The organism is Mesorhizobium sp. CA7, from assembly GCF_020165015.1.
GTDB lineage: Bacteria > Pseudomonadota > Alphaproteobacteria > Rhizobiales > Rhizobiaceae > Mesorhizobium.
In genome coordinates, this window is record NZ_JAIUHH010000002.1 from 64459 (window position 1) to 89927 (window position 25469).

Here is a 25469-nt window from a genome sequence, read left to right on the forward strand (position 1 = left end):
CGGCCAAGCCTCGTTTCGACTGTTGACACGTCCCGCCGCCTGTGCAGAAATTGGTTGGACCATTGAACCACTTTAGGCTCAGCCGGCGTGACCGATTTCCTGCCCCCCATCCAGACCACGGCGCGCGACGACGCGGTGCTGAAGGCCTTGGCGGGGTTCGTGCGGCAGGAGGCTCTGGGTCCCGGCGAGAAGCTGCCGACGGAGCGCATCCTCGCCGAACGCCTCAAGGTCAGCCGCAATACGGTGCGTGAGGCGCTGACGCGCTGGGAAGGCCTCGGCCTTGTCGAGCGGCGGCAGGGCTCGGGCACCTATCTCAAGGCCGCCGTCTCCCCTGATATGCTGCACATGCCGCTGACGCTGTCCGGCGGCAATGATTTTGCCGGCCTAATGCGCACGCTGGAGATCCGCCGGGCCCTTGAGGCCGAGGCGGCGGCCCTTTGCGCCATCCGCGGCGGCAAGGCCGAGATCGCCGAGATCGAGCGCAAGCTCGACATCATGGAAGATGCCTTCCGCACCCGCGCAGGCATGTCCTCGGAGGAAGACTGGGAGTTCCACCAGGCGGTCTACCGCGCCTCCGGCAATCCGCTGTTCGAGCAGATCATCAGCGCCATGCATGAGCTCTTCCACCGTTTCTGGGAGCATCCACTCGGCGTGCGTGACTTCGGCCATGCCAGTTTTCCTTATCACCGGACCATCTTCAATTGCATCGCCGCGCGTGACCCCGATGGCGCTCGCGCCGAGGCGCTAAAACTCATCGCCACCGTCGAGGACGATTTGAAGCGCGGCGCTGCCAACCTCAAACTTTCGGACCGCAGATGAACGAGCAGCCCAGCACTTTCGACCCGGCCTCGATGGCCGGCGACTATCTCGGCGAGGCGGCGACCTTGCTGGCGCATGACGATCCGTTTCCAGGCGGCGCCGTGGTGCCGCCGATCTACCAGACCTCGCTGTTCACCTTCGCCAATTACGCCGACATGGCCGACACCTTTGCCGGCAGAAGGAAGCAGCCGATCTATTCCCGCGGCGATAACCCGACGGTGATGGAGTTCGAGGCGCGCGTGGCGGCGCTCGAAGGCGCAGAGGCCGCGCGCGGCTTCTCGAGCGGCATGGCGGCGATCAGCGCCACGGTGCTCGCCTTTGTCGGCGCCGGCGAGCGCATGGTTGCGGTGCGCAACTGCTATGGCGACGCCTACCGCCTGTTCGAGCGGCTGTTCCCGCGCCTGCACATCAAGGTCGATTATGTCGACGGCTCCGATCCCGACGCGGTTGCCGCGGCACTTCCCGGCGCCAAGCTGCTCTACCTCGAAAGCCCGACCTCGATGATGTTCGAGCTACAGGACCTGGAGCATCTGACGCGACTGGCGAAGGAGCAGGGCATCGTCACCACCATCGACAATTCCTGGGCGACCCCCGTCTTCCAGAAGCCGATCTCGCATGGAGTCGACCTGGTGCTGCATTCGGCATCGAAATATCTGAGCGGCCACAGCGACACCGTCGCCGGTGTGGTGGCCGGCTCGGCCGCCCACATCAAGCACATCAACGAGCAGACCTATTCGCAGCTCGGCGGCAAGCTGTCGCCCTTCGAAGGCTGGCTGTTGCTGCGCGGCCTGCGCACGCTGCCGCTGCGCCTGCCGCACCACATGAAGAGCGGGCTCATCATTGCCGAGCGGCTGAAAGCGCATGGCAAGGTCGAGCGGGTCAACCACCCCGCTTATTCCAACCACCCCGGCAAGAAGACTTTAGCCGGCTATGCCGGGCTGTTCTCCTTCGAGGTCACCGAGGATGTCGACATCCCGGCCTTCGTCGACGCCCTGAAATATTTCCGCATCGGCGTCAGCTGGGGCGGCCATGAAAGCCTGGTCGTGCCGGCCAAGGCCTCGCTCGAGCAGACGCCGGGCATCAATTCGATGGCGCGCTTCGGCGTCAGCCCTCGAACCATCCGCTTCAACGTCGGATTGGAAAATGTCGAGGACCTCTGGGCCGACATCGCCCAAGCCTTCGACAAAAGTAAAGCCTTCGACAAATCAAAAAAATAGTTGTCCAAAATGGGAGTCCCGAAGATGAAAAGACTGACCTTCATGTTTGCCGCCGTGGCCGGCCTGGCGATTTCCGCCAGCGGCGCGCTGGCCGACACCACCATCAAGCTGGTCGAGGTCATCACCAGCCCGCCGCGCACCGAATTCCTGAAGAAGCAGATCGCCGAATTCGAGACCGCTAATCCGGGCATCAAGGTGGAAGTGGTCTCGCTGCCCTGGGGCCAGGCCTTCGAGAAGTTTCTCACCATGGTGCAGGCCGGCGACACGCCCGACGTCGTCGAGATGCCGGAACGCTGGATGGGCCTCTATGCCAACAACGGCCAGCTCGAGGATCTCGGTCCCTTCATGGCCAAATGGCCCGACGCCAAGACGCTCGGCGACCGCGCCAAGCAGTTCGGCTCGACCGTCAACAACACCCAGTTCATGATCCCCTATGGCTATTATGTGAACGCGCTGTTCTGGAACAAGAAGCTGTTCAAGGAAGCCGGCCTCGACCGTCCGCCGGAAAACCTCGACGAGTTCGTCTCCTTCTCCAAGAAGATCTCCGCCATTCCCGGCAAATACGGCTACTGCCTGCGCGGCGGCCCTGGTGCCTTCAACGGCATGCACATGTTCATGAACATCGCCGACGGCAAGGGCGGCTATTTCACCGACGATGGCGTCTCGACCATCAATGACGAAGGCTCGGTCAAGGGCCTGCAGATGCTGGCCGACATGTACAAGAACGGTCTGGCGCCAAAAGATTCGGTGAGCTGGGGCTTCAACGAGACGGTGACCGGCTTCTATTCCGGCACTTGCGCCATGCTCAACCAGGATCCGGACGCGCTGCTCGGCATCGCCGACAAGATGAGCGCCGACGACTTTGCGGTCGCGCCGCTTCCCGTGGGTCCGAGCGGCAAATCCTACCCGACGCTCGGCTATGCCGGCTGGGCGATGTTCGCCAATTCCCAGCACAAGGACGAGGCCTGGAAGCTGATGGCGACGCTTCTGTCGCCCAAGGACAATCTGGAATGGGCCAAGGAAGTCGGCGTCGTGCCGATCCACAATGGCGCCGACCAGGATGCGCATTTCAAGACCGAGCAGTTCAAGGGCTGGTTCACCGAGCTCAGCGACAGCTCCAAATACGAAATGGTGACGCCGCCGACGCATCTGGAGAACCTCGGCAACTTCGTCGACCAGGTGGCGATAAAGAATTTTCAGGAAGTGCTGCTCGGCCAGAAGCCGGCCAAGGATGTCGCCGACGAATGGGCCAAGTTCCTGACCAAGGAACAGCAGGACTGGATGGCCAAGAACAAGAAGTAAGCGCAGGCCATTTCCTTCTCCCCGTTCTACGGGGAGAAGGTGGCCCGATAGGGCCGGATGAGGGGCAGCGCTGACTTCTGAAAGGCTGGCTCCGCCCCTCATCTGCCTGCCGGCATCTTCTCCCCGTTTTTACGGGGAGAAGAACGCTGTTTTGCCCGCCGGCGCCCACTCACCACCGTAGAGCCAAAAACTTATGACCTACGCCGTCTCCGAAATCCGACCCGCCGCCCGGCCGCGAAAGCAACGGCTGAGCAAGGCCGCGATCGAGCCGTGGCTCTATCTTTCGCCAGCTCTTGTCCTGCTGGTCCTGGTGCTTTTGGTGCCGCTGATCATCGGCATCAGCTATTCCTTCCGCAAATTCTCGGCCTTCAAGTCGCAATATGTCGGCCTCGCCCAATACCAGGCGATGCTCTCCGACCAGGTGCTCGGCCAGGCGCTGATCAACACGTTGTGGTGGACGGTTGCCAGCCTGTTCTTCCAGTTCTTCCTTGGCCTGGGTCTCGCGCTGCTGCTCGACAAGCCCTTCTACGGCCGCAAGGTCGTCCAAGCGGTGGTATTCCTGCCCTGGGCGGTGCCGTCCTTTCTCTCAGGCCTCACCTGGGCCTGGCTGTTCAACCCGATCATCGGGCCGCTGCCGCATTGGCTCTTCGCGCTTGGCCTGAAGGCGGAGCCGACCAACGTGTTGTCCGATCCTGCCACCGCCATGTGGGGGCCGATCGTCGCCAACATCTGGTTCGGCATCCCGTTTTTCGCCATCACGCTGCTGGCGGCGCTGAAGTCGATCCCCTCCGAGTTGCATGAAGCGGCGGCCATCGACGGCGCTTCGCCCTGGCAGCGCTTCACCAAGGTGACGCTGCCCTTCCTGGCGCCGACCATCGTCATCACCGTCATGCTGCGCACCATCTGGATCGCCACCTTCGCCGACCTGATCTTCGTCATGACCGAGGGCGGGCCGGCCGGCTCGACCAGCACGGTGCCGGTCTACATCTATGTCAGCGCCTTCAAGTCGCTGGACAAAGGCTACGCTTCGGCGGTTGCGGTGCTGCTTCTGGTGCTGCTGATCGCCTACGCCATCGGCCTGATCGCCATCCGCCGCACCCTGGTGAGGCACGTCTGATGATCGCCGGTCGCTCCACCTCCTCGCGCATTTTCGGCGGCATCGGTCTCTACGGCGCTATCACGGCCTACGTGATCTTCGCGCTGTTTCCGATCTTCTGGACGCTGAAGATCTCGGTGACGCCCGAACGCCTGCTCTATTCCGAAGGCATCACCTTCTGGCCGTCGCAGACGACTTTTCAGAACTTCGCCACCGTGCTCGAGGCCTCCGACTTTCCGCGCTATTTCCTCAACAGCGTCATCGTCTCGGTATCAACGGCCGCCTTTGTCACCGTCATCGCCACGCTTGCCGGCTATGCCATGTCGCGCTTCACTTTCCGCGGCAAGGCGACTTTGGCGATCCTGTTGCTGCTCACCCAGACCTTCCCGCTGGTCATGGTCATTCCGCCGATCTACCGCATCATGGGCGATCTCGGCCTGACCAACAGCCTGATCGGCCTGATCATCATCTACACCGCCTTCAACACCGCCTTCGCAACCTTCCTGATGCAGTCCTTCTTCGACGGCATCCCGAAAGACCTGGAGGAAGCGGCGATGATTGACGGCTGCACCCGCGCTCAGGCGATGCGCCGGGTGATCGTGCCGCTGACCTTGCCCGGCATGGGCGCGACGCTGGGCTTCGTCTTTACCGCCGCCTGGAGCGAGTTGCTGTTCGCGCTGATGTTGATTTCCAGCGACGAGCAGAAGACCTTTGCCGTCGGCCTGCTCACCTTCATCGGCAAGTTCGCCGTCGACTGGGGGCAGATGATGGCGGCCTCCATCCTGGCGCTGATCCCGGTCTGCGTCTTCTTCGCTTTCCTGCAACGCTATCTCGTCACCGGCCTCACCGCCGGTGCGGTCAAAGGATAAAAGATGGCTTCCGTCACGCTGCAAAACGTCGAGAAGGATTACGGCGCGCTGCGCATCCTGCACGGCGTCGATCTCGAGATCGCCGATGGCGAATTCGTCGTGCTGGTCGGCCCGTCCGGCTGCGGCAAGTCCACGCTGCTGCGCATGATCGCCGGCCTGGAGGAAGTTACCGGCGGCGAGATCCACATCGGCGAGCGGCTGGTCAACGACGTCGCGCCGAAGGACCGGGACATCGCCATGGTGTTCCAGTCCTACGCGCTCTACCCGCATATGGATGTCTCTTCCAACATGGGCTTCAGCCTGCTTTTGAAGAAGGCCGAGAAGACGACGATCGACGGCAGGGTAGGTGCTGCCGCCAAGCGGCTCGGCCTCGACGCCTATCTCGGCCGACTGCCGCGCCAGCTTTCCGGTGGCCAGCGCCAGCGCGTCGCCATGGGCCGCGCCATCGTGCGCGACCCCAAAGTGTTCCTGTTCGACGAGCCGCTCTCCAACCTCGACGCCAAATTGCGCGTCCATATGCGTGCCGAGATCAAGGCGCTGCACCAGCAGCTCAAGACCACTTCGGTCTATGTCACCCATGACCAGGTCGAGGCCATGACCATGGCCGACCGCATCGTCGTCATGCATGACGGCTATGTGCAGCAGGTCGGCCGCCCGCTGGAGCTTTACGACCGTCCGGTCAACACCTTCGTCGCCGGCTTCATCGGCTCGCCGGGCATGAACTTCTTGCCGGCTAAGGTCGCCAAGGGTGGCAAGGCGGATGCCGTGCTCGCCGATGGCCAGAAGCTGCGGCTGCCGGATGGCCTGCCGATCAGCGACGGCGATGACCTCACCATCGGACTGCGGCCAGAGCACATCAAGCTCGTGGACGACGGCGCGCTGAAGGCCGAGGTCGAGGTGGTCGAGCCGCTCGGCCTGTCGACGCAGTTCTATGCCAGGCTGGCCAACCAGCAGGTCTGCGTCTTCGTCATGGGCCGCAGCGATGTGAGGTCGGGCGACACCATCCGCCTCGGCGCCGATCCGGCTGCGCTGCATCTGTTTGATCCGAAGAGCGGAAACCGGATTGGATAGGTCCGCGGATCAGCGCCAGCGGAAAGCGCCCAGAGTGTAGTCAGGCCACGCGCCAAGGTCTGCGAACAGCCCCGTCAGGTCGCTCCTGTCGGCCAATATTCCCGTCATCACCAGCGCGGTCGACACGCCGGCCGCGTTGCCGCCGGCTATATCGTGCTCGACACTGTCACCGACACAGATCACATCGCTGAGTGCCGGATGTCCCGCAAGCGCCAGCGCAGCTTCGTAGATCGCCGGATAGGGCTTGCCGATACGGGTGACGCTGCCGCCGAGCTGTTCGTAAAGATCGGCGATCTCGCCGGCGCCGAAGCGCGGTCCGACCGCGGTCAGCATGATCCGATCGGGGTTGGTGCAGAAGCACGGCACCTTCCGCGCCGCCGCCGGGCCGAGAGGTCTTCGGTAGTGGTCGAGGTCGTAGCGGTCGCCTTCACTGGCCGCAATCAGCACCAGATCGGCGTCATCGCCGCGCTCGGTCAGAACGAGTGGCAGGCCCTCGATCGCCGAACGGTCCTCGTCGCGGCTGATCAGCAGGCATCTCGTGCCAGCCCGCAGCGCGCCCGAGTCCGCCATGTTTCGGAAGATGCGCCAAGCCACCTCGCCGGATGAGACGAAATGATCCCAGCTTCCCGCTTCGAAACCAAGCTTCAGCAGCCGCCCTTCGTTTGGCTCCGCCCGCTTGCCGGAATTCGAGATCAGCACCACGGTCTTGCCGGCGCGCTTCAGCGCCGACAGGGCTTCGACCGCGCCGGGATAAGCCTGTTGCCCGCCATGCAGCACGCCGAACTGGTCGAGCAGGAACACTTCGTAGCGTTCGGCGAGCGCTGCGATCCCGTCGAGATGCACGGCGTGCTTCGCGCTCACAGCAGCAGCCCCGCCTCCTTTACGGCCATCAGCGCCAGCCGCGCCGTGCCAGCCGCAGCCTCATCGGAGAGCGCCGGCAGAAAATCGACGCCGAGCTTGCGCCGTCGGATCGCGGTCCAGGCGGCATTGGCGGCGCCGCCGCCGACGCTTCGAACCGAGGTGAGCTTCGGCGCGCCGAGTTCGGCGAGCCTCTGGTAGCCGAGCGCCTCGATGGCCGCGATGCCTTCCAGCATCGCCTTGAGATAGTCGGCGTCCGATTCCGGTCGGGGCAGCAGGCGCGGCTGGAGCGTTGGATCGGTGACCGGAAAACGTTCGCCGGCCGAACCGAGCGGATAATAGTCGAGGCCGGTCTCCGTCGCGGGATCAATTGCGGCGCTGAGTTCGACGATGCGCGCGAGCGAAAAATGCTGGGCGAGCACCTTGCCGCCGGTGTTCGACGCGCCGCCCGCGAGCCAGGCATCGCCGAGCCGGTGGCTGTATATGCCGTAGCGCGGCGCCGAGATCGGCCGGTCGGACAGGATCTTGATGGTCAGCGACGATCCGAGAGCGGTGACACCGTCGCCCGCGGCCGCCGCGCCCGTCGCCAAGAAAGAGGCGCAGCCGTCCGTGGTGCCGGCGACCACCGCGACATCGCGCGGCAATCCGAACAGGTCGGCGGCGGCGGCCGTAAGCCTGCCGGTCACGCTACCCGGCCTGACAATGGTGGGCAGAAGCTCCACGCGCATGCCGGTCGCCGCGATCCATTCCGGCCAGCGGCGCGCCTCGGCATCGTAGCCGGTCTTCAGGCTGTTGTTCTCGTCGCTGATGTCGAAGCGGGCCGAGAATTGCCCGGCAATCCAGTCGGCCTGGTGCAGCACGGCGTGGATGCCAGGCAGGCGCTGGAACCAGAGCGCCTTGGCGAGACCGGAGGTCGCCCCATGCGCAGCACTTGCCTCCGGCGCCGTGCCGGCGATCACGGCGAGGATGGCCGCATCCGGAACCTTATCGTTGTACATCAGCGGCTCGGCCAGCGGCCGTCCGGCGTCGTCGGTCGGCAGCACGGTTCCCGACGTACCGTCCACGGCGATCGCGCGCACAGCCATGCGATCGATGCGCGAAAAAAGCTCGTGCAGTGTCGCTTCGACGGCGGCCCACCAAACGGCCGGATCGCGGCCGTTCGCGCCGAAGCGCTCGAGCGGCACGGCGGCGCTCGCGGCGGTGGAGAAGTCCGGACGCATCGCGACGGCGCGCGCTCCGGAGGTGCCGATGTCGATGCCTAATGCAAGAGGCGCCATTCGCCTAACCCGCCGCGTTGAGTCTCTGGCGATACTGCTCGGCATCCCAGTTGACCAGCTCGTCATTTTCGGCGGCGGTGAGATAATTCAATCGCGCCGTGGTGTCGATCCGCGCGGTCACGTCGGCGAGGCAGCGCTGCATAGCGTCCGCGCCGGAGCTGGCGTCGCCGCGCATCAGCACGCCGGCGCCTGGAAAGAGGACCGCGACGGGGTTCGTGCCCAGCCGCGCGACGACGTCGGCGACCTTCTCGCCAGGCCTTGCCACCACGGAGCCCCGGCCAAGGAAGATGACGTGGTCAGGGTAGAGGCTGCCGGCTTCGGCGATGCGGCGGCTGTCCTCATCGAGCGCCACCGCATGCGCCTCGATATCCGCCGGCAATCGGTAACCGCTGCCGTCGGCAAGTGCCGCCAGCGCCGCTATATCCGGGATCGGTGTCTGCCGCGCCGGGCGGGCCAAAAGCGATCTCACCCGGTGCAGCAGACGCTCCGCCTCGGCCACGGTCTCCGCTGCGACGACCAGTCCGTGATTGCCGAGGATCAGCACGTCGACCCCCTGCCCGAGACGCTCGGCAATGCCCTGGGCAAGCGGCAGGCCCGGCCGGCGATAGGGGACATAAGCCCACGCGATGCCCTGGAGACGCCGCCCGGCCTCGATCTCGCAATCGGCCTGAACGGCGAGTGAAATTGTCTCGACGCAGTGGACATGCAGCACCACTCGCTGCGGCATCAGCGCGTGTACGATGGTCTCGATCGAAGGGCGCAAGCCGCGCGGATTGAGGGCATCGATGGCAAAGGCCTGCGGCTTGTCGGCGCTCGGATCACGCCGTTCGAGGGCCTCGACGAGCGGACCCATCGCGACCGGTACCATGATGTCGTCCGTCAGCGCGTCCCTCAACCAGGTGCCGGAGGCCTTGATCCACAGCGTGTCCCCTGCCTTCAGCGATGTGTTGCCGCCGGCTGCCTGTGTCAGGTGCGGATCGTCGCCGATGGCTGCCGAAAGTGTCCGCAAGGCGGCCAGCTCCTGCGCATCAACTGTGGTCGCCATGGCGATCTTCCTCCAACGGCTCGGTCGGTCTCGCACGATCTCCCATTACAGGAGAATGATTGGTGCTGATATCGCAGATGCGAGCGATCTACGTCAACAGTGATCTATTATCGTCAAAACGGGCTTGCAATCCGACTGATGTTGAGTAAGTTGCATCAATTGTCATGCAAAATGGCATTGTCGGGAGGAAGAGTTGAGCGACTCCGGCCGCCAGCGTCAGATCGTCGAGCTATTGCGGGACCGGCCGTTCGCTTCGGTGCGTGAACTGCAGGAGCGGCTTGGCGTGTCGGCGGCGACGGTCAGGCGCGACATCGACAAGATCGACGAGGCCGGCGAAGCCAGGAAGGTCTATGGCGGCATCTCGGCGCTCGACGGCGCCTCGCATGCCGGCATCGCCTATGCGAGGCCCTATGACGAGAACCGTGACCTGGCGGTCGATGCCAAACGGCAAATCGCCGCTGTAGCCGCCACCATGGTGCGGGACGGCGATGCGGTCATCGTCCATGGCGGCTCGACCTGCTTCCATCTCGGCGTCAAGCTTGCCGACCGCAACATTCGCCTCTTCACCAATTCCATGCCGCTCGCCGCCTATCTCAGCGATCATGGCCATTGCAGCCTGACCATCGCCGGCGGCGATCTGCACCGCGAGCCCGGCATCATCCATTCGCTCACCCAGGCCGTGCCGTTTTATGCCTCGAAGTTCTTTCTCGGCGCGCAGGGCCTCGGCCATGAGGGCGTGCTGGAATCGCATCCGCTGCTGGTGCGCTCGATTATCGATCTCAGCCTTTGCGCCGACCAGATCGTCGTGCTGGCGGACAGCCGGAAGCTGTCGATCCACGCCCGCAATGTCGCGCTGCCGCTGTCGCGCATCGGCACGCTGGTGACCGATGACGGCCTGTCCGACGCCGATGCGCGCATGCTGGAAGATGCCGGTGTCACCGTGCGTATCGCCTCGCCTTCGGGAGCCGTCCAGTGAAGGTGGCGGTGCTCGATTTCGGCAAGACCAATTCGAAGCTGTTCGTCTTCGACCAGGACGGGCGCATCCTCGACGAACGGCGCACGAAACCCGACTGGATACGCAAAAGCGGGCTCAGCGTGCTTGACGAAACGGCGCTGCATAACTGGGCGCTGGACGCCGTCAACGAGGCCGCTGATGCCCACGGCATCGAAGGTCTGATGGTGTCGGGCCACGGCTGCACCTTCGCGCTGGTCGACGATACGGCGCTGACGCATCCGATCCTAGACTATGAGCAGGAGCCGCCCGCCGAGATCGCCGCGAGGATCGATCGGCGCATTCCCGATTTCGCCGAGACCTTCTCGCCGCGCCTGCCGCTCGGCTTCAACTATGGCCGCCACATGCTGTGGCTGAAAGAAGTGGAGCCCGGCGCGTTCTCGGCGGCGAAGGCGATTCTCGGCTATCCGCAATATTGGAGCTGGCGCTTCGGCGGCCACGCCGTTTCGGAAGTCTCCTATCTCGGCTGCCACTCGCATCTGTGGGCACCGAGCAAGCGTGACTTCTCCTCGCTGGTCGATGCCGAGGGCTGGCGGGGCCGCATGCCCGCCTTCGCGCACGCCGGCGGCGTCATTGGCGAGCGGCGCTTTGGCCGGGCGGGCAGACCGGTCGCCATTCACAACGGCGTTCATGATAGCAATGCCGCGCTCCATGCCTATCGCCGGCAGGACCTCGGGCCGCTCAGCGTGGTGTCGACGGGCACCTGGGTGATCGTTCTCAACCCTGACTGTCCGTTCGAGGCGCTCGACCGCGAGCGCGACATGCTGGCCAATGTCGATGTCGATGGCGGCCCGGTGCCTACGATCCGCTTCATGGGCGGGCGCGAATTCGCCGTGATCAGCGGCAACTGGCAAGGCGCGATCGCCTCGGCCGCCATACAGCGGGCGATCGACGCCGGCACGATGGCCGTGCCGAGCTTTGCCTCGGGCGGACCGCTGCCGGGCCGGACGGGCGAGATCCTCGGGCCCGTTTCCGGTGCTGGGGAGCGCGCCGCCGTAGCGCTGCTTTATGTGGCTCTGATGATCGATCTCTCGCTCGACCTGATCCGTTCGGCAGACACCGTCATCGTCGATGGCGGACTGAATGCGGATGGGATGCTTGCCGGCCTCCTGGCGGCGCTGCGGCCCGGCCAATCCTTCCTGCAGGGGGCCACGCTGGAAGGCAGCGCCACGGGCGCCGCGGCTCTCGCCTTCGAGAGCATCGGCCGCGAATTCGCCGCCGATAGGCCGGAGCCGGTACGCGCCGCGGACTTCAAAGGCCTGGATCGCTACCGCGACGACTGGCGCGGCCTTATTGCCGGACGCCACATCGCCGGCGCGGCGGCAGGAGGTGCGCAATGAGCGCCGCCGCCCGCGTCGAGGCGTCGCAAAGGCCGGTGCTGGAGATGCGCCACATCTCCAAGACTTTCGGTCCCGTCCGGGCCCTGCACGACGTATCGCTCACCGTCAATGCCGGCGAACTGCATGCGCTGATGGGCGAGAACGGCGCCGGCAAGTCGACGCTGATGAAGGTGCTGTCCGGCGCCTATCGGCCGGATGCCGGCGGCGAGATCCTGATCGAAGGTGCGCCGGTCGCCAGCGGCGATCCGATCAAGGCTCGCGCCCAGGGCATCGCGGTTATCTACCAGGAGCTGTCGCTGGCGCCGAACCTGACTGTGGCGCAGAACATCTTCCTCGGCAACGAGCCGCGTAGGTTCGGCATCGTCGACCGCGACCAGTGCAACCGTCGCGCCAAGGAAATCATCGAGCGGCTCGGCGTCTCCTTTTCGGCGCGCGCCTTGGTCTCCAGCCTGTCGCTGGGCGAGCGCCAGCTGGTCGAGATCGCCCGCGCGCTGTCGACCAGCGCCCGCATCATCGTCATGGACGAGCCGACCACCTCGCTGACCTCGCGCGAGACCGACCGGCTGTTCGAGGTGATCGGGGCGCTGAAGGCGCAAGGCATTGCCATCATCTACATCAGCCACCGCATGGAGGAGGTCTACCAGCTCGCCGACCGCGTCAGCGTGCTGCGCGACAGCGGCTATGTCGGCACGCTGGAACGCGCCGATCTCAATGCATCGCGCCTGGTCTCGATGATGGTCGGCCGCGATCTCTCGGCCTTCTACAAGAAGGATCACCGGCCGCCGGACAGCCAGCGCCCGGTTGCGCTGTCGGTGCGCGGCATGTCGGATGGCGGATTGCTGAAGGACTGCTCGTTCGATCTTTACCACGGGGAGGTGCTGGCGTTGGCGGGGCTGGTTGGTTCCGGCCGCACCGAACTCGCGAGGCTGATCTTCGGGGCCGACCGCCGCAGCGCGGGCGAGCTGGAGCTCGACGGCAAGCCGATTGCCATCGCTTCGCCACGCGAGGCGCTGGAGGCCGGCATTGCTTACCTCACCGAGGACCGCAAGGAGCTCGGGCTGTTTCTCGACATGTCGATCGCCGACAACATCAATATGGGCGTGCTTGCGAAAGACGCGCGCGCCGGCGGTTTTCGTGATTTCACCGCCGCCGAGCGGCGTGCCGCCAAGGCCATCGCCGATCTCTCGATCCGCACGCGCTCGGCGCAGGCCAATGCCGGCTCACTGTCGGGCGGCAACCAGCAGAAGGTGCTGCTTGCCCGCCTGCTTGAGACCGAGCCCAGGGTCGTCATCCTCGACGAGCCGACGCGCGGCGTCGACGTCGGCGCCAAGTCGGAGATCTATCGGTTGATCGACAGTCTTGCCGGCCGGGGCATCGCCATTCTCATGATCTCCAGCGAACTGCCCGAAGTAATCGGGGTGGCCGACCGCGTGCTCGTGATGCGCGACGGCGCCATCGCCGGCGAGGTGACGGCGTCGGAGGGCAGGCCGCTGCGTCAGGAAGAAATCATGGAACTTGCGACGGGGGCGGCCAAGGAAGGACCGACAAGATGACCGACAGCTCAACAGTGGCGAAAGCGGCGGATCAGGCAGCGGTCAGGAGCCGACGGCTGCGCACGGCCTTCGCCGCGCTCGGCATGCTGCCGGTTCTGGTGTTGCTTGCTGTCGGCTTCCAGTTCATCAACCCGCGCTTCCTTACCGGCACCAACCTGCTCATCGTCAGCCAGCAGTCGTCGATCAATATCGTGCTGGCCGCGGGCATGACCTTCGTCATCCTCACCGGCGGCATCGACCTATCCGTCGGCTCGATCCTCGCGGCCTCGGCGATGGTCGCTGTGCTGGTGTCGCTGGTGCCGGACTGGGGCATGCTCGGCATTCCGGCCGCCATTTTGCTCGGTCTCGGCTTCGGCGTCATCAACGGGCTGCTTGTCGCCTACATCAAGCTGCCGCCCTTCATTGTCACGCTGGGCTCGCTGACCGCCGTGCGCGGCGTCGCCCGCCTGCTCGGCGAGGATACGACAGTCTTCAATTCCGACCTGCCTTTCGACTTCATCGGCAATGGCTCACTGTTCGGCATTCCCTGGCTTGTCATCATCGCGCTGACCGTGGTGGTGCTGTCCTGGCTGGTGCTCAAGCGCACCGTGCTCGGCACCTGGATCTATGCCGTGGGCGGCAATGCCGAGGCGGCGCGCCTCACCGGCATCAAGGTGCCGCTGGTGCTGCTCTTCGTCTATGGCGTGTCGGGCCTGCTCGCGGGCCTCGGCGGCGTCATGTCGGCGGCGAGACTCTACGCCGCCAATGGCCTGCAGCTAGGCCAGTCCTACGAGCTCGATGCCATCGCCGCCGTCATTCTCGGCGGCACCAGCTTCGTCGGCGGCGTCGGCTCGATTTGGGGCACGCTGATCGGCGGGCTGATCATCGCCGTGCTCTCCAACGGGCTCATTTTGGCCGGTGTCTCGGACATCTGGCAGTACATCATCAAGGGATTGGTCATCATCGTGGCGGTCGCCCTCGACCGTTACCGGTTGCAGGCCGGAGCAAGAACGTGATTGACCTCGGTCGCCGGCCTAGACGGGCCGGATTGTGTGTAACGCACCGTGAGAGGCGCGGGGCAATCGGAGGAAGCAAGTAAATGAAGACTATCGCCAAACTGCTCTGCGGCGCAGCCCTCGCGGCCCTCGCCATCGCGCCGGCATCGGCCAAAGACCTCAACAAGGTCGGCATCTCGGTCGGCCTGCTCGGCAACCCGTTCTTCGTCGCCACCATTAAGGGCATCGAGGACGCGGCCAAGAAGATCAATCCGAAGGTCGAGGTGACGTCGGTGTCGGCCGACTACGACCTCAACAAGCAGGTCTCGCAGATCGATTCCTTCATCGCCGCCGGCGTCGATGTCATCATGCTCAATGCCGTCGATGCCAAGGCGATCGCGCCCGCGGTCAAGAAGGCGCAGGCGGCTGGCATCGTCGTCGCTGCCTTCGACGTCTCGGCGCCGGGCGCCGACGTCACCGTGATGACCAACAACGTCAAGGCCGGAGAGGAGGCCTGCCAGTATCTGGTCGATCACACCGGCGGCAAAGGCAACTACGTCATCCTCAACGGCCCGGCCTCGTCGTCGATCCTGGAGCGCGTCAAGGGCTGCAAGAACGTTCTTTCGCAGCACGCCGACATCAAAATCCTGTCCGACGACCAGAACGCCGAGGGATCGCGCGACGGCGGCCTGAAAGTGTTCCAGTCGCTGCTCACCCGCTTCGACAAGATCGACGCGGTGTTCGCCATCAACGATCCTACGGCGATCGGCGCGCAGCTCGCCGCCAAGCAGCTCAATCGCTCGGAATTCATCATCACCGCGGTCGACGGCGCCCCGGACATTGAGAAGGAGTTCGCGTCCGGCACCTCGCTGATCAAGGCCTCGGCCTCGCAGGATCCCTATGTCATGGCCGGCCAGTCGCTGACGATGGCGGCAGATGTGCTTGCCGGCAAGAAGCCGGCCGAGCCGACCGTGCTGCTCGATCCGAAGCTGATTACCGCCGAGAACCTGAAGGACTACAAGGGCTGGACGGCGGCCCGCTAAAAAGCCTGCTCCCAAGGCTGGCGCGGCCGGATCGGTCCGGCCGCGCCTCATTCATCGGACGGAGACGATCATGTCGCGCATTGGTATCCATTCTTTCGTCTGGTCTGCGAGTTCGGCGCAGGCGGATCTCGAACGCACGCTGGCCAACACGAAGGAAGCCGGCTTCGACCTGATCGAATTCTCCTATCTCGATCCGGCGGATGTCGATATCGGCAGGCTGGCCAAAAGCATCACCGATCTCGGCCTGGGCGTAGCGATCAGCATTGGCCTGCCTGCCGACGGCGACATCTCCAGCCCAGACAAGGCGGTCGCCGCGCGCGGCGTCGAGATCCTGAACCGCACCGTCGCCCTCACGCGCGATCTCGGCGGCCAAAAGATCGGCGGCATTCTCTCGGCAAGCCACGGCCTGCAAACCGAACCGCCGACGCGCGATCAGTGGAACCGCAGCGCCGCTACACTTGCCGGGGTTGCGGAAACGGCCAAGGCCGCCGGCGTGACGCTCAATCTCGAAATCGTCAACCGCTTCGAAAGCAACCTGCTCAACACCGCCGCGCAAGGACTAGCTTTCATCGAAGACACCGGCTCCGACAACATCTTCCTGCACCTCGACACCTTCCACATGAACATCGAGGAGGCCGATGTCGGCCTGGCCATCCGCCATGCCGCGAGGAAGATCGGTTATGTCCATATCGGCGAGAGCCATCGCGGCTTTCTGGGCACCGGCAGCATCGATTTCTCGGCGATCTTCGATGCGCTGGCGGCGATCGGCTACAGCGACGATCTCAGCTTCGAATCCTTCTCGTCCGAGATCGTCGACGAGAATCTGTCGCGGAAGACGGCGATCTGGCGCAATCTGTGGACCGACAATATGGAGCTTGCTCGTCATGCGCGCCGCTTCATCGCGGTCGGCCTGGAGACGGCCCGGCGCAAGGCCGATCTCGTCTCGGCTTCGCAAAGGCCCTGACGTCTTCGAGAATGTCGAGCAGTGAATTGCGGCTTTCGAGGGCCATGCTCTGCTAGACTCCTGTTGATTCGTCTCGACAGGAAAAGGCATGAGCAAGGCCCTCGGCACATTCGCACTGGTCACGGTTTTGAGCGCTTTGCTGATGGCGCTGTCATTGGCCGTGGCGAGGCACGGCTATCCCTATGGCGCGTTCGGCGTGAAGCGTCTCGACGGCATCGCCGACGCCGGCTCATTCCTGGCGATCGCCGCCGTCTATTTCTTCGCAGCCATGCTGATGATGATCCTGCCCATCCGCGCCGCCGGCGTCGTACTGACCCATGCGGCCGATGCGATCTTCTGGGCGACGATCGTATTGTTCGCGACCATCGTCGGCTCGCTGATCGCCAGATGGGCCTTCGGCCAGCACGAGGTGCTCTGGGCGCTTTTCAACTGGCGTTTCCTGTTCGTGGCAGTGATCGTTGCGGCGCATCTCACCATGAACGAGCTTCGCCGCAACATCCTGCTCAGAAGCCTGTTCTTCGTCGCCTTCGGCGCGGTCACGCTCGCCTGTCTGTTCTGGTCGTTCTCGACCTGACGCGGCAAGGCCCTAGGTTTGTCGCAGAAGGCCGGTAGACCTGCCACGGGACAATCATTATATCATTTGTCCGACAATTGACCGGCCGACGGACTGCCACTACCCCAGCTTCAAGGAATAAGACAATGACCGTGCTGCGCAAGAACCTGATCGACGGCGAGTGGCTTGGCGAGGCCGGCTCGCGCAACATCAACCCGTCGAACACCAACGACATCGTCGGCGAATATGCTTCGGCCGGGCCTGAGCAGGCAAAGCAGGCCATCGCGGCCGCCAAGGCGGCCTTTCCGGCCTGGTCGCGCTCAGGCCCGCTGGCCCGCCATGCCGTGCTGAAGAAAACCTCCGACGAGATCATGGCACGCAAGGACGAGATCGGCCGGTCGCTCGCGCGCGAGGAAGGCAAGACGCTGGCAGAGGGCGTCGGCGAGACGATCCGCGCCGCGCAGATATTCGACTTCTTCGCCGGTGAGACGCTGCGTCTGTCGGGCGAGATGGTGCCGAGCGTTCGGCCTGGCGTCGGCGTCGAGATGACGCGCGAAGGCGTCGGCGTCGTCGGCATCATCACGCCGTGGAATTTCCCCATCGCCATCCCCGCCTGGAAGATCGCGCCGGCGCTGGCCTACGGCAACACGATCGTCTTCAAGCCGGCCGAGCTGGTTCCCGAAAGCGCCTGGACCATCGTCGATATCCTGCACCGCGCCGGCCTGCCCAAGGGCGTGCTCAACCTCGTCATGGGCAAGGGATCGGTGGTCGGCCAGGCGATGCTCGACAATCCCGATGTCAACGCCATCTCCTTCACAGGCTCGGTCGGGACCGGCAAGCGCGTCGCCGCGGCAAGTGTGGAGCACATGCGCAAATTCCAGCTCGAAATGGGCGGCAAGAATCCGCTCGTCGTGCTCGACGACGCCGATCTCGCGGTGGCCGTCGACTGCGCGGTCAACGGCGCTTATTTCTCGACCGGACAGCGCTGCACGGCGTCCTCGCGCCTGATCGTCACCGACGGCATCCACGACCGTTTTGTCGACGCGATCAAGGAGCGGCTGGACAAGCTCGTCATCGGCGATGCGCTCGATGCCAAGACCCAGATCGGTCCTGTCGTCGACCAGAACCAGCTCAAGCAGGACGAGGATTACATCGCCATCGGCCGCCAGGAAGGCGCCGAGCTCGCCTTCGGCGGTGACCGGCTTGAGCGCGGCGCGCCTGGCTTTTATCTGCAGCCTGCGCTGTTTGTCGGCTCGACCAACGCGATGCGCATCTCGCGCGAGGAGATTTTCGGCCCCGTCGCCAATGTCATCCGCGTCAAGGACTATGACGAAGCGCTGGCTGTCGCCAACGACACGCCGTTCGGCCTCACCTCCGGCATCTGCACCACCAGCCTGAAGCACGCGACGCATTTCAAGCGCAATTCCGAGGCCGGCATGGTGATGGTCAACCTGCCGACGGCCGGCGTCGATTTCCACGTGCCGTTCGGCGGCCGCAAGGGCTCGAGCTACGGCCCGCGCGAACAAGGCCGTTACGCGATGGAGTTCTACACCACGGTGAAGACCGCCTATACATTCGCCGGCTAGAGCAGTTCCAGGAAAAGTGTTGGCGGTTTTCCGTCCGGAATTGCGCAAAAACAAGGAGATAGGGCGTTTCGCCGTTTCCATGAAACGGTGAAACGCACTAGTCCAATCCGGGAGCAGATCGATGAGCGTGGCCGACATGACATGGCTCAACCCGCCACCGCAGCACACGGTCGGCGACGGAACGCTCACCGTCCGAACAGGCAAGGACACCGACTTCTGGCGCGAGACCTTCTACGGCTTCTGGCGAGACAACGGCCATTTCCTCTACCGTTCCGTCGAGGGTGACTTCAGCGCCGAGGTGACCGTCAAGGGGGACTACAAGGTGCTCTACGATCAGGCGGGGCTGATGCTGCGCCTGAGCGAAACGCACTGGATCAAGGCCGGCATCGAATACACCGACGGGCTGGCATACTTCTCCGTCGTCGTCACCAACGACACCTCCGACTGGTCGCTGGTCGCCATCGCCGCCGGCAAGGACGGCGTCAGGATCCGCCTAACCCGCCACGCCGAGGCGATCCGCATCCAGTATCTGGACGCCTCGGACGGCCACTGGAAACCGGTGCGCCTGGCCTATTTCCCGATCTCGAAAACGGTCGATGTCGGCATGATGTGCTGCTCGCCGCAGCGCGAAGGCTTTGAGGCGACCTTCTCCGGCTTCACGATCGGGCCGGCGATTGCAAGGGACCTGCATGGGTGAGTGCGGAACCGCGTGGTTCTTTCGCGATTGCCGCGATAAGGTAAGACGGCGCCTTGCCAGAGCGGAAGGGTCCGATGCCGTCTGATACTCCGCTGATCCTGTTCTGGACGCGCTGCTTCAACAAGCCGACCGACATTGCGGCCACGCCGCAATATCCAGCACCCGTCGAATGGACCAACGACCGGCGACGGCTTGCCGAGGCCGATGCGGTGGTTTTCCATTTGCCGAATTTTCGTGAGGCCGGCGACGCCCGCAAATATCCCGGCCAGCTTTGGGTTGCCTGGTCGATGGAGAGCGTCGTCAACTATCCCGTCATGACCGATGCGGCCGTCATGCAGCACTTCGACATCGTCATGACCTATGAAACCGGGGCGGACGTCTGGACGCCTTATCTGCCTGACGCAAGCTGGTGGGAAGCCGCCCGACATGCGCCGATACCGCCCAAGCCCGAGCGCGCACCGACGGTGCACTTCCAGTCATCGAGCATCAATAAGAGCGGTCGTGATACATTCATCGCCGAACTGTCCCGGCACATCGCGGTCGATTGCTACGGCCGCTACCGGCCCAACCGCGAGATCACTGGCCTCGATCTCGGCCGGCAAACCAAGATCGAGACCATTGGCCGCTATCGCTTTTGCCTGGCGCTGGAGAATTCGATCGCGCCCGACTACGTCACCGAAAAGATGTTCGATCCGCTGGAGGCCGGCACGGTGCCGGTCTATCTCGGCGCGCCAAATGCCGCGGCGTTCGTTCCCGACAATTCCTACATCGACGTCGCATCCTTCAGCACACCGGCGGAACTGGCGGCCTATCTTCACCATCTCATCGAAACACCGCAGGCCTACGCAGCCTATCTTGCCTGGCGATCGAGGCCGCTGCCCGAGAGGCTGGCCGGTCAAGTGGCTGATCTCGACATGCATCCGCGTTGTCGGCTCGCCCGCCTCATCGCTCAGCGCCTGACGCAGCAGAGTACGGGCCGGCGGCCAGGCAAACCTTCGCTGCCGTTTGGGGCCGAGGCATTTCTGCGTACCAGGTTGCGGCGTTGGAAAGCTGCTTGGCGCGGCAGGCCGATGTAACACAGGCGTTTACCACGGCACGTGCAGGATTTCGGGCTTGGGCAAGCCGCTCGGGCGGATCCCCAGATCGTTGGCGAGCACGCCAAAAGCCTCTCAGGTCGGCGCCGGCATGCGGCCGATGGCCGGCCTCTCGTCCTCGGCGGGAACGACCATCTGGCGGCGCCGGAAAGCCGGCAATGGGTTCAGCTTGAACAGGCCATAATAGACGATGAAGGACGCCATGAAATAGGGGCCGAGCATCTCGACCTCGAAGAAGGAGCGGATCAGCATCAGCCCGGTCGCGCCGGCAAGCACCACCGAATCGGCACTCCACCCGCCGAACACCACCTTCGATACATGGCCGTAGAAGGCGCGCAGGATGACCAGCGCCAGCAAGGTGACGCCGATGAAGCCGATTTCGACCAGCGTCTCGACATAGGTGTTGTGGAAGTGGAAGCCGGAACGCGTCGAGATATAGAATTCCGCCCACAGCCGCTCCGGATCGGCAAAACCCTGCACCCAATAGGCGGCATAGCCATAGCCGAGCAGCGGACGCTGCTGCGCTGCTTTCCAGCCCTGTTCCCACAGATAGGTGCGGCCGGTGAGCGTCGAATCCTTGCCGAAGATGCCGAGCACGACATCCAGCAGCCCGAGGTTGAGCGCTGCCACCACGCCCGTCACCAGCGCCCCGGCGCCGACGACGAACAGCACCCGGCGATAGCGTCGCGACAGCACCTTGGTCATGGTGAGCAGCATCACGATGCCGATCACCGCCGGCAGCGAGGCCACCGACGTCGCCGAATGGGCGATTGCCAGCATATAGACCGACAAAAGCATGATCGGCGCGGTCCAGACGAAGCCCAGCCAGTTGCGCCGGTAGAAGACAAGGAACGCCAGGCAGAAGAAGATGCCGAGCGAAGAGAAGAAGCCGACCTGGTTCTTGGAACCGAAGGCGCCGACGAAATTGACCGTGCCGTCGATCGTGTCGAGCGCGTAACCACCGACTCCGAGTGAATAGAGCAGCACGAAGAAGATGCCGATCAGCGAGCCGACCACCAGCGTGCGCACGCTGATGGTGCGCGCCGCGACATAGGCGCATACGATGTGCGAGGAATATTGCACCGCCGCGCGCGCGCTGATGCCCGCCGCCTGCGACCAGAACACCGAGAGGCAGACATAGGCCGCAAGCAGAATGGGTAGCCAGGCGCTGGAGAGTTTCCAGGTGAAGCGCCGGTAGTCGACGAACAGCAGCGGCAGCCAGACGGCGTAGTAGGCGAGGATCAGGATCTGGCCGAAATTGGGCGAGTAGGCGAAGGCGAGCGTGGAAACCGCGACGGCGAAAATGCCGTAGGTCTCGTTGCGATCGGGATCGATCAGGATGGATTTCGGAATCTTCATACCGGCTTTTGTCCCGCGCTAAGCCACGGCCCGGGCGCGCTGCATCTGCCGCTGCAGGAAGCGCCGCACCGGCTCGTCATAGACGCGCGTGGCGATGTCGGCGATGACGACAACCATCGCCGCCATCACGATGCCGAACAAGGGATGATGCGCGAACGGATCGATCGAGAAGGCCTTGCCAGCCCCGGCGATGATCATCAGCATCGGCGTGTGGATGATGTAGATCGGGTAGGAAATCCGCCCGAGCCAGCCATAGACGCCTGACAGTCGCGGCGCGGTCGGCGCCACCGCGCCGGTCATCACCATGATCGGGAAGACGATGACGATTGCCGCGAGGTCGTAGGCAACGCGCGCGCCGCCGGCAGCCGGGGCAATGGCGAAGACGGCAAGCGTGAGCAGGATCGCGCCCTCGACCCAGAAGCCGCGCCGCAGGAAGCCGAAGCTGCCCTGCCAGCGGGCCATCGATCGGCAGAGCAGCACGCCCAGGAAGAACGAGAAGGTTACGCGCGGCAGCCCGCTGACGATGGTCTTGCCGGTCATGCCGAAATCGAGCGTGCCGGCGAAAACCGAGGCGACGACGAGCAGCACGAGGCTGGCGCCGACGATCCCCGTCAGCACCCGCCGCGACAGGAGCACGAAGACAGCGACATAGGCGATGTTGACGATGAGCTCGAAGAACAGCGACCACGATGCCGGGTTGAGAGGAAAGATCGTATGATAGGCATCGCCGACCAGCGGGATGAAGAACATGCCCGTCGTCAGCTGCATGCCGATCTCGGGCAGCGGCATGTATTCCGCCGGCATCAGTCTGTTCTTGACCAGCAAATAGAAGAAGCCGAGCAGCGTGCCGGCTAGATAGAGCGGATAGAGCCGGATCAGGCGGATGGCCACGAAAGTGCCGAAGCCCATGCCGGTTTCGATCTTGCGGTCATAGGCATGCGCGATGACGAAGCCGCTGAGCAGGAAGAACAGATCGACCGCGAGATAGCTCGACGGCAGCACCTTGCCGTCGGCGAGGAATGGCGAGAAATGGTAGAGCATGACGCTGATCGCCGCCACGCCGCGGATGGCGTCGAGGTTCAGATACACGTGACGCTGGGCTGCGGGCTGCATGTTATGCCTTCAAGCGGTCCAAACAGATCGCTCGCCCGCGCTGCGCGCGAACGAGCCTGGCTTGTCCCTCCCGCCTTCGTCCCGGTTCGCTTCGGACAAACCCGGGCCGGCGGCGCTATTGGCTGGCCGTCGGCGCCAGCTTCACCTTGATTACGTCGCCCGGCAGGATAGGCGTGTCTTCCTTGGCTTCGACCTCGCTGGTCTTGCCGTCGACGACGCGCACCAGCGAATAGAGCAGGGCTGGCTCTTCATTGCCGGTGTAGGCGGCAGCCGTTGCCGGATCCGATGCCTGTGCGATTAGGCCTTTCTGCATGCCGACCCTCAAGGCCGCCTCATTAAGGTTCGCTTCCGTTTGCTGCCGATCGGCGGTGAGGCTCGAACTCAGTGTGTTGCGGGCATCGATAGCGTCCTGCTCCGCCTTGCTGATCGACTGCTTGGCGGTGAGGATCGCCGTCTCATAATCCAGGATCTTGCCCTGCAGGTCGGTGACCGACTGCTGCGAGGAAAGCAGGCGCGCATTGGCGACCAGGCCCTTCTGCGCCAGCGGACCGATGCTGTCGGCCTGCTTCGAGGCCAGATCGACCTGCTTCTGCTGGTTGGCGATCTTCTTTTGCAGCGATTCGATTTCCGACTGCAGAACACCCTTCAGGTCGTCGAGTGCGTCGAGCTTCAGCTTCAGCGATTTCTGGTCGGAGACCAGGATCGCCGTTTCGTCGGCGACGATGGTCGGCAATCTCGGATCGCCTTGAATTTCCTGAGGCACCTCGAAAGTCGTCTTCCCGGCGAGGTCGGCGTCGATGCGGGCTCGCTTGACCATCAGCCGCAAGCGCTGGTCGTCATAGATCTCATAGCTGCCCTTGGCGGTAATCAGATCCTTTTCGAGCTGCGGACCATAGTCGGCATTGCGCCGGATACCGCCAGCAATGCTGATTGCCTTGAGCACGGTCAGATCGGGCACGAAGGGAAACTGCCCGGGGTTCTGGACTTCGCCTGAAATGTAGAACGGCCGGAACTGCGCCATCTCGACCGAGGCTTCCGGCTTGTCGGGCAGCGCCAGCTTTCGTTGCAGGGCGAGCCCGATCGCTGAAGCGATCTCGGCCGTCGTCTTGCCGGCGGCCTGCATGTCGCCGACGAAGGGCACCGAGAGCATCCCGCCCGGGCCGACCGAATACTCGCCATTGAGGGCCGACCAATCGCGGAACGTGCCGTCGACGGTCTGCCATTCGGCGACCCGGATGTTGAGCTTGTCCAGCGGTCCAAGCCGATAGTCGCTGGCGGCAGCGACCTGCGGCATGACCAGCAACGCAGCAAGCAAGACGCCGCCGAAGCGGGCTGTGGTCCTGGATATGAGACTGCATGCGAAGGGCAGTCCGAAGAGGTCTTTTGTCAAATACGTTTTCCGATTCGCTTTGGCCCCATCCGCCCGATGAGATCACTGCCGGATGCCTGCCCCGAATCTGGCGGAGCAGGCCCGTCGGTCAATAGCTGCCGCGTGACATCCACACGGCAGGGACAGTCTTGAAGATGATGCGAATATCCCCGGACAACGACCAGTTCTCGACATAATGGCGATCGAAGGCGACGCGCGTGTCGTAGGATACGTCGTTGCGGCCGCTCACCTGCCACAACCCGGTGAGACCAGGGCGCGATTTCAGGTAATAGACCGCCGCGCTGCCGTAGATTTCCAATTCGTCGCGCACGACCGGGCGCGGGCCGACAAGACTCATGTCGCCCTGCAGGATGTTGAGGATCTGCGGCAGCTCATCGAGGCTGAGCTTGCGAAGCACCTGGCCGACGCGGGTGACGCGCGGATCGTTCTTCAGCTTGCGCGTCGCGATCCATTCGGCGTTGGCTTCCGGATTGGCCGCCAGATACGCAGCGAGCACGCGCTCGCCATCCGGCACCATGGTACGGAATTTGAGGCAAGAGAAAATCCTGCCGCCGCGGCCGATACGCTTGTGGCCATAGAAGATCGGACCATTATCCGAAAGCTTGACCAGCAGCGCGACCATCAGGAAGAGCGGGCTCAGCAAGATCAGCCCAGCCAGGGACCCAACGACATCGAAACTGCGTTTGAGCAGACCGCCGATGGGGGGTGGAAAATCAACGCCGGCCTGCGCAAAACTCGCATTTGCCGACTTGGCGACGTCCCTCATGCAGAAGCTCCATACGTTGAACGGATGGTTTACGGCAAGATACCAAAAAAATGCTGCAGCGCAACACACAATTTCCCATCGCCTTGAAATGTTCACGTCATGAATTGATTAAATAATAAACCTGCCTTGCCCAAATTTTCACCTTTGTGGCACGTTTATGACAAGGTGAGAGAAAACCAGGAAAATGTAGTCCGCTTTTCGGGCCATTTTTGGACAGTGCATTCTTTGCTGCAGAAGAAACGCGGTTGCAGGCCGCTGGAAGCACTCGCAATGGTAAGTTATTCACATAAAATACTAATCAAAGTCATGAGTTTAACTGAAGCGGCAGACGTCTCATTGAATAGCTCTCGGAGCCAGAGTGTGCGGCGCAGCATGGCAGAGTCGATCTCGTAAAATCGTTGGAAACCATACCTGCACGGCCTTGCTCCGGCAGGCCGGCCTTAATAGAGTCGCAAATTGTTCCTGTCATAG

General features: G+C 63.8%; 23 protein-coding genes. 16 read left to right on the forward strand and 7 right to left on the reverse strand.

Annotation, left to right across the window (positions count from 1 at the left end):
- The first annotated feature begins 87 nt into the window (after positions 1-87).
- The 6 genes from LB552_RS05065 (at position 88) to LB552_RS05090 (ending at position 6374) form a co-directional block, all read left to right on the forward strand.
- The gene (locus tag LB552_RS05065; protein ID WP_224602386.1) at positions 88-819 is read left to right on the forward strand and encodes a FadR/GntR family transcriptional regulator; all 732 of its coding nucleotides are present in this window, start codon (positions 88-90) and stop codon (positions 817-819) included.
- Positions 816-2036: a PLP-dependent transferase gene (locus LB552_RS05070; protein WP_224602388.1), complete on the forward strand. Its 1221-nt coding sequence runs from the start codon at positions 816-818 to the stop codon at positions 2034-2036. Before LB552_RS05065 ends, LB552_RS05070 begins: the two co-directional genes overlap by 4 nt.
- A 24-nt stretch (positions 2037-2060) precedes the next feature.
- Positions 2061-3338: an ABC transporter substrate-binding protein gene (locus LB552_RS05075; RefSeq protein WP_224511632.1), complete on the forward strand. Its 1278-nt coding sequence runs from the start codon at positions 2061-2063 to the stop codon at positions 3336-3338.
- A gap of 193 nt (positions 3339-3531) precedes the next feature.
- On the forward strand, positions 3532-4455 hold the full coding sequence (locus LB552_RS05080; protein WP_224602390.1) for a carbohydrate ABC transporter permease: 924 nt from the start codon (positions 3532-3534) through the stop codon (positions 4453-4455).
- On the forward strand, positions 4455-5303 hold the full coding sequence (locus LB552_RS05085; protein ID WP_224602392.1) for a carbohydrate ABC transporter permease: 849 nt from the start codon (positions 4455-4457) through the stop codon (positions 5301-5303). The genes LB552_RS05080 and LB552_RS05085 overlap by 1 nt, the downstream gene beginning before the upstream one ends.
- Positions 5304-5306: 3 nt before the next feature.
- Complete coding sequence (locus LB552_RS05090; RefSeq protein ID WP_224602393.1) at positions 5307-6374, forward strand: ABC transporter ATP-binding protein; 1068 nt, start codon at positions 5307-5309, stop codon at positions 6372-6374.
- Between the two features lie 9 nt (positions 6375-6383).
- On the opposite strand, the gene LB552_RS05095 is transcribed toward LB552_RS05090, so the two are convergent.
- From LB552_RS05095 to LB552_RS05105, 3 genes are read right to left on the reverse strand one after another with little or no spacing between them, the layout of a single operon-like run.
- Positions 6384-7235 carry a TIGR01459 family HAD-type hydrolase gene (locus LB552_RS05095; protein ID WP_224602395.1) on the reverse strand — a complete coding sequence of 284 codons (852 nt, stop codon included), beginning with the start codon at positions 7233-7235 and terminating at the stop codon, positions 6384-6386.
- Positions 7232-8509, reverse strand: coding sequence for an FGGY-family carbohydrate kinase (locus LB552_RS05100; protein ID WP_224602397.1), 1278 nt, complete (start codon positions 8507-8509; stop codon positions 7232-7234). The genes LB552_RS05095 and LB552_RS05100 overlap by 4 nt, the downstream gene beginning before the upstream one ends.
- Before the next feature lie 4 nt (positions 8510-8513).
- Positions 8514-9554, reverse strand: coding sequence for a class II aldolase/adducin family protein (locus tag LB552_RS05105; protein ID WP_224602399.1), 1041 nt, complete (start codon positions 9552-9554; stop codon positions 8514-8516).
- A 193-nt stretch (positions 9555-9747) separates the two neighbouring features.
- Between LB552_RS05105 and LB552_RS05110 the strand changes: the two genes are divergently transcribed.
- The 10 genes from LB552_RS05110 to LB552_RS05155 all read left to right on the forward strand — a co-directional run bounded on the left by LB552_RS05110 (position 9748) and on the right by LB552_RS05155 (position 20352).
- A complete protein-coding gene (locus LB552_RS05110) occupies positions 9748-10530 on the forward strand; it encodes a DeoR/GlpR family DNA-binding transcription regulator (protein ID WP_095769331.1) in 783 nt (260 codons plus the stop codon).
- A complete protein-coding gene (locus tag LB552_RS05115; RefSeq protein WP_224602401.1) occupies positions 10527-11906 on the forward strand; it encodes an FGGY-family carbohydrate kinase in 1380 nt (459 codons plus the stop codon). The genes LB552_RS05110 and LB552_RS05115 overlap by 4 nt, the downstream gene beginning before the upstream one ends.
- Positions 11903-13459 (forward strand): sugar ABC transporter ATP-binding protein, encoded by a 1557-nt coding sequence (locus tag LB552_RS05120; RefSeq protein ID WP_224602403.1) that lies wholly within the window; start codon positions 11903-11905, stop codon positions 13457-13459. The genes LB552_RS05115 and LB552_RS05120 overlap by 4 nt, the downstream gene beginning before the upstream one ends.
- Positions 13456-14454 carry an ABC transporter permease subunit gene (locus LB552_RS05125; RefSeq protein WP_140845601.1) on the forward strand — a complete coding sequence of 333 codons (999 nt, stop codon included), beginning with the start codon at positions 13456-13458 and terminating at the stop codon, positions 14452-14454. Before LB552_RS05120 ends, LB552_RS05125 begins: the two co-directional genes overlap by 4 nt.
- An 83-nt stretch (positions 14455-14537) precedes the next feature.
- Positions 14538-15476, forward strand: coding sequence for an ABC transporter substrate-binding protein (locus LB552_RS05130; RefSeq protein ID WP_095769327.1), 939 nt, complete (start codon positions 14538-14540; stop codon positions 15474-15476).
- 70 nt (positions 15477-15546) lie between these two features.
- The gene (locus LB552_RS05135; RefSeq protein ID WP_095769326.1) at positions 15547-16440 is read left to right on the forward strand and encodes a sugar phosphate isomerase/epimerase family protein; all 894 of its coding nucleotides are present in this window, start codon (positions 15547-15549) and stop codon (positions 16438-16440) included.
- An 88-nt stretch (positions 16441-16528) separates the two neighbouring features.
- Positions 16529-17014 carry a hypothetical protein gene (locus tag LB552_RS05140; protein WP_224602405.1) on the forward strand — a complete coding sequence of 162 codons (486 nt, stop codon included), beginning with the start codon at positions 16529-16531 and terminating at the stop codon, positions 17012-17014.
- 125 nt (positions 17015-17139) lie between these two features.
- Positions 17140-18579 carry an aldehyde dehydrogenase family protein gene (locus tag LB552_RS05145; RefSeq protein ID WP_095769324.1) on the forward strand — a complete coding sequence of 480 codons (1440 nt, stop codon included), beginning with the start codon at positions 17140-17142 and terminating at the stop codon, positions 18577-18579.
- Between the two features lie 121 nt (positions 18580-18700).
- Complete coding sequence (locus tag LB552_RS05150; RefSeq protein WP_224545390.1) at positions 18701-19276, forward strand: DUF1349 domain-containing protein; 576 nt, start codon at positions 18701-18703, stop codon at positions 19274-19276.
- Positions 19277-19350: 74 nt separating this feature from the next.
- The gene (locus LB552_RS05155; RefSeq protein WP_224602407.1) at positions 19351-20352 is read left to right on the forward strand and encodes a glycosyltransferase family 10 domain-containing protein; all 1002 of its coding nucleotides are present in this window, start codon (positions 19351-19353) and stop codon (positions 20350-20352) included.
- Between the two features lie 93 nt (positions 20353-20445).
- Here LB552_RS05155 and LB552_RS05160 read toward each other — a convergent pair whose 3' ends face one another.
- The 4 genes from LB552_RS05160 to LB552_RS05175 all read right to left on the reverse strand — a co-directional run bounded on the left by LB552_RS05160 (position 20446) and on the right by LB552_RS05175 (position 24998).
- Positions 20446-21729, reverse strand: a complete 1284-nt coding sequence (locus LB552_RS05160) for an O-antigen ligase family protein (protein ID WP_224602409.1) — start codon at positions 21727-21729, stop codon at positions 20446-20448.
- Positions 21730-21747: 18 nt separating this feature from the next.
- A complete protein-coding gene (locus LB552_RS05165; protein ID WP_224602411.1) occupies positions 21748-22842 on the reverse strand; it encodes an acyltransferase family protein in 1095 nt (364 codons plus the stop codon).
- Between the two features lie 115 nt (positions 22843-22957).
- On the reverse strand, positions 22958-24136 hold the full coding sequence (locus tag LB552_RS05170) for a polysaccharide biosynthesis/export family protein (RefSeq protein WP_095769320.1): 1179 nt from the start codon (positions 24134-24136) through the stop codon (positions 22958-22960).
- A 184-nt stretch (positions 24137-24320) separates the two neighbouring features.
- Entirely contained in the window at positions 24321-24998 is a 678-nt protein-coding gene (locus LB552_RS05175; RefSeq protein ID WP_140544958.1) for a sugar transferase, read from the reverse strand.
- Positions 24999-25469 lie beyond the last annotated feature (471 nt).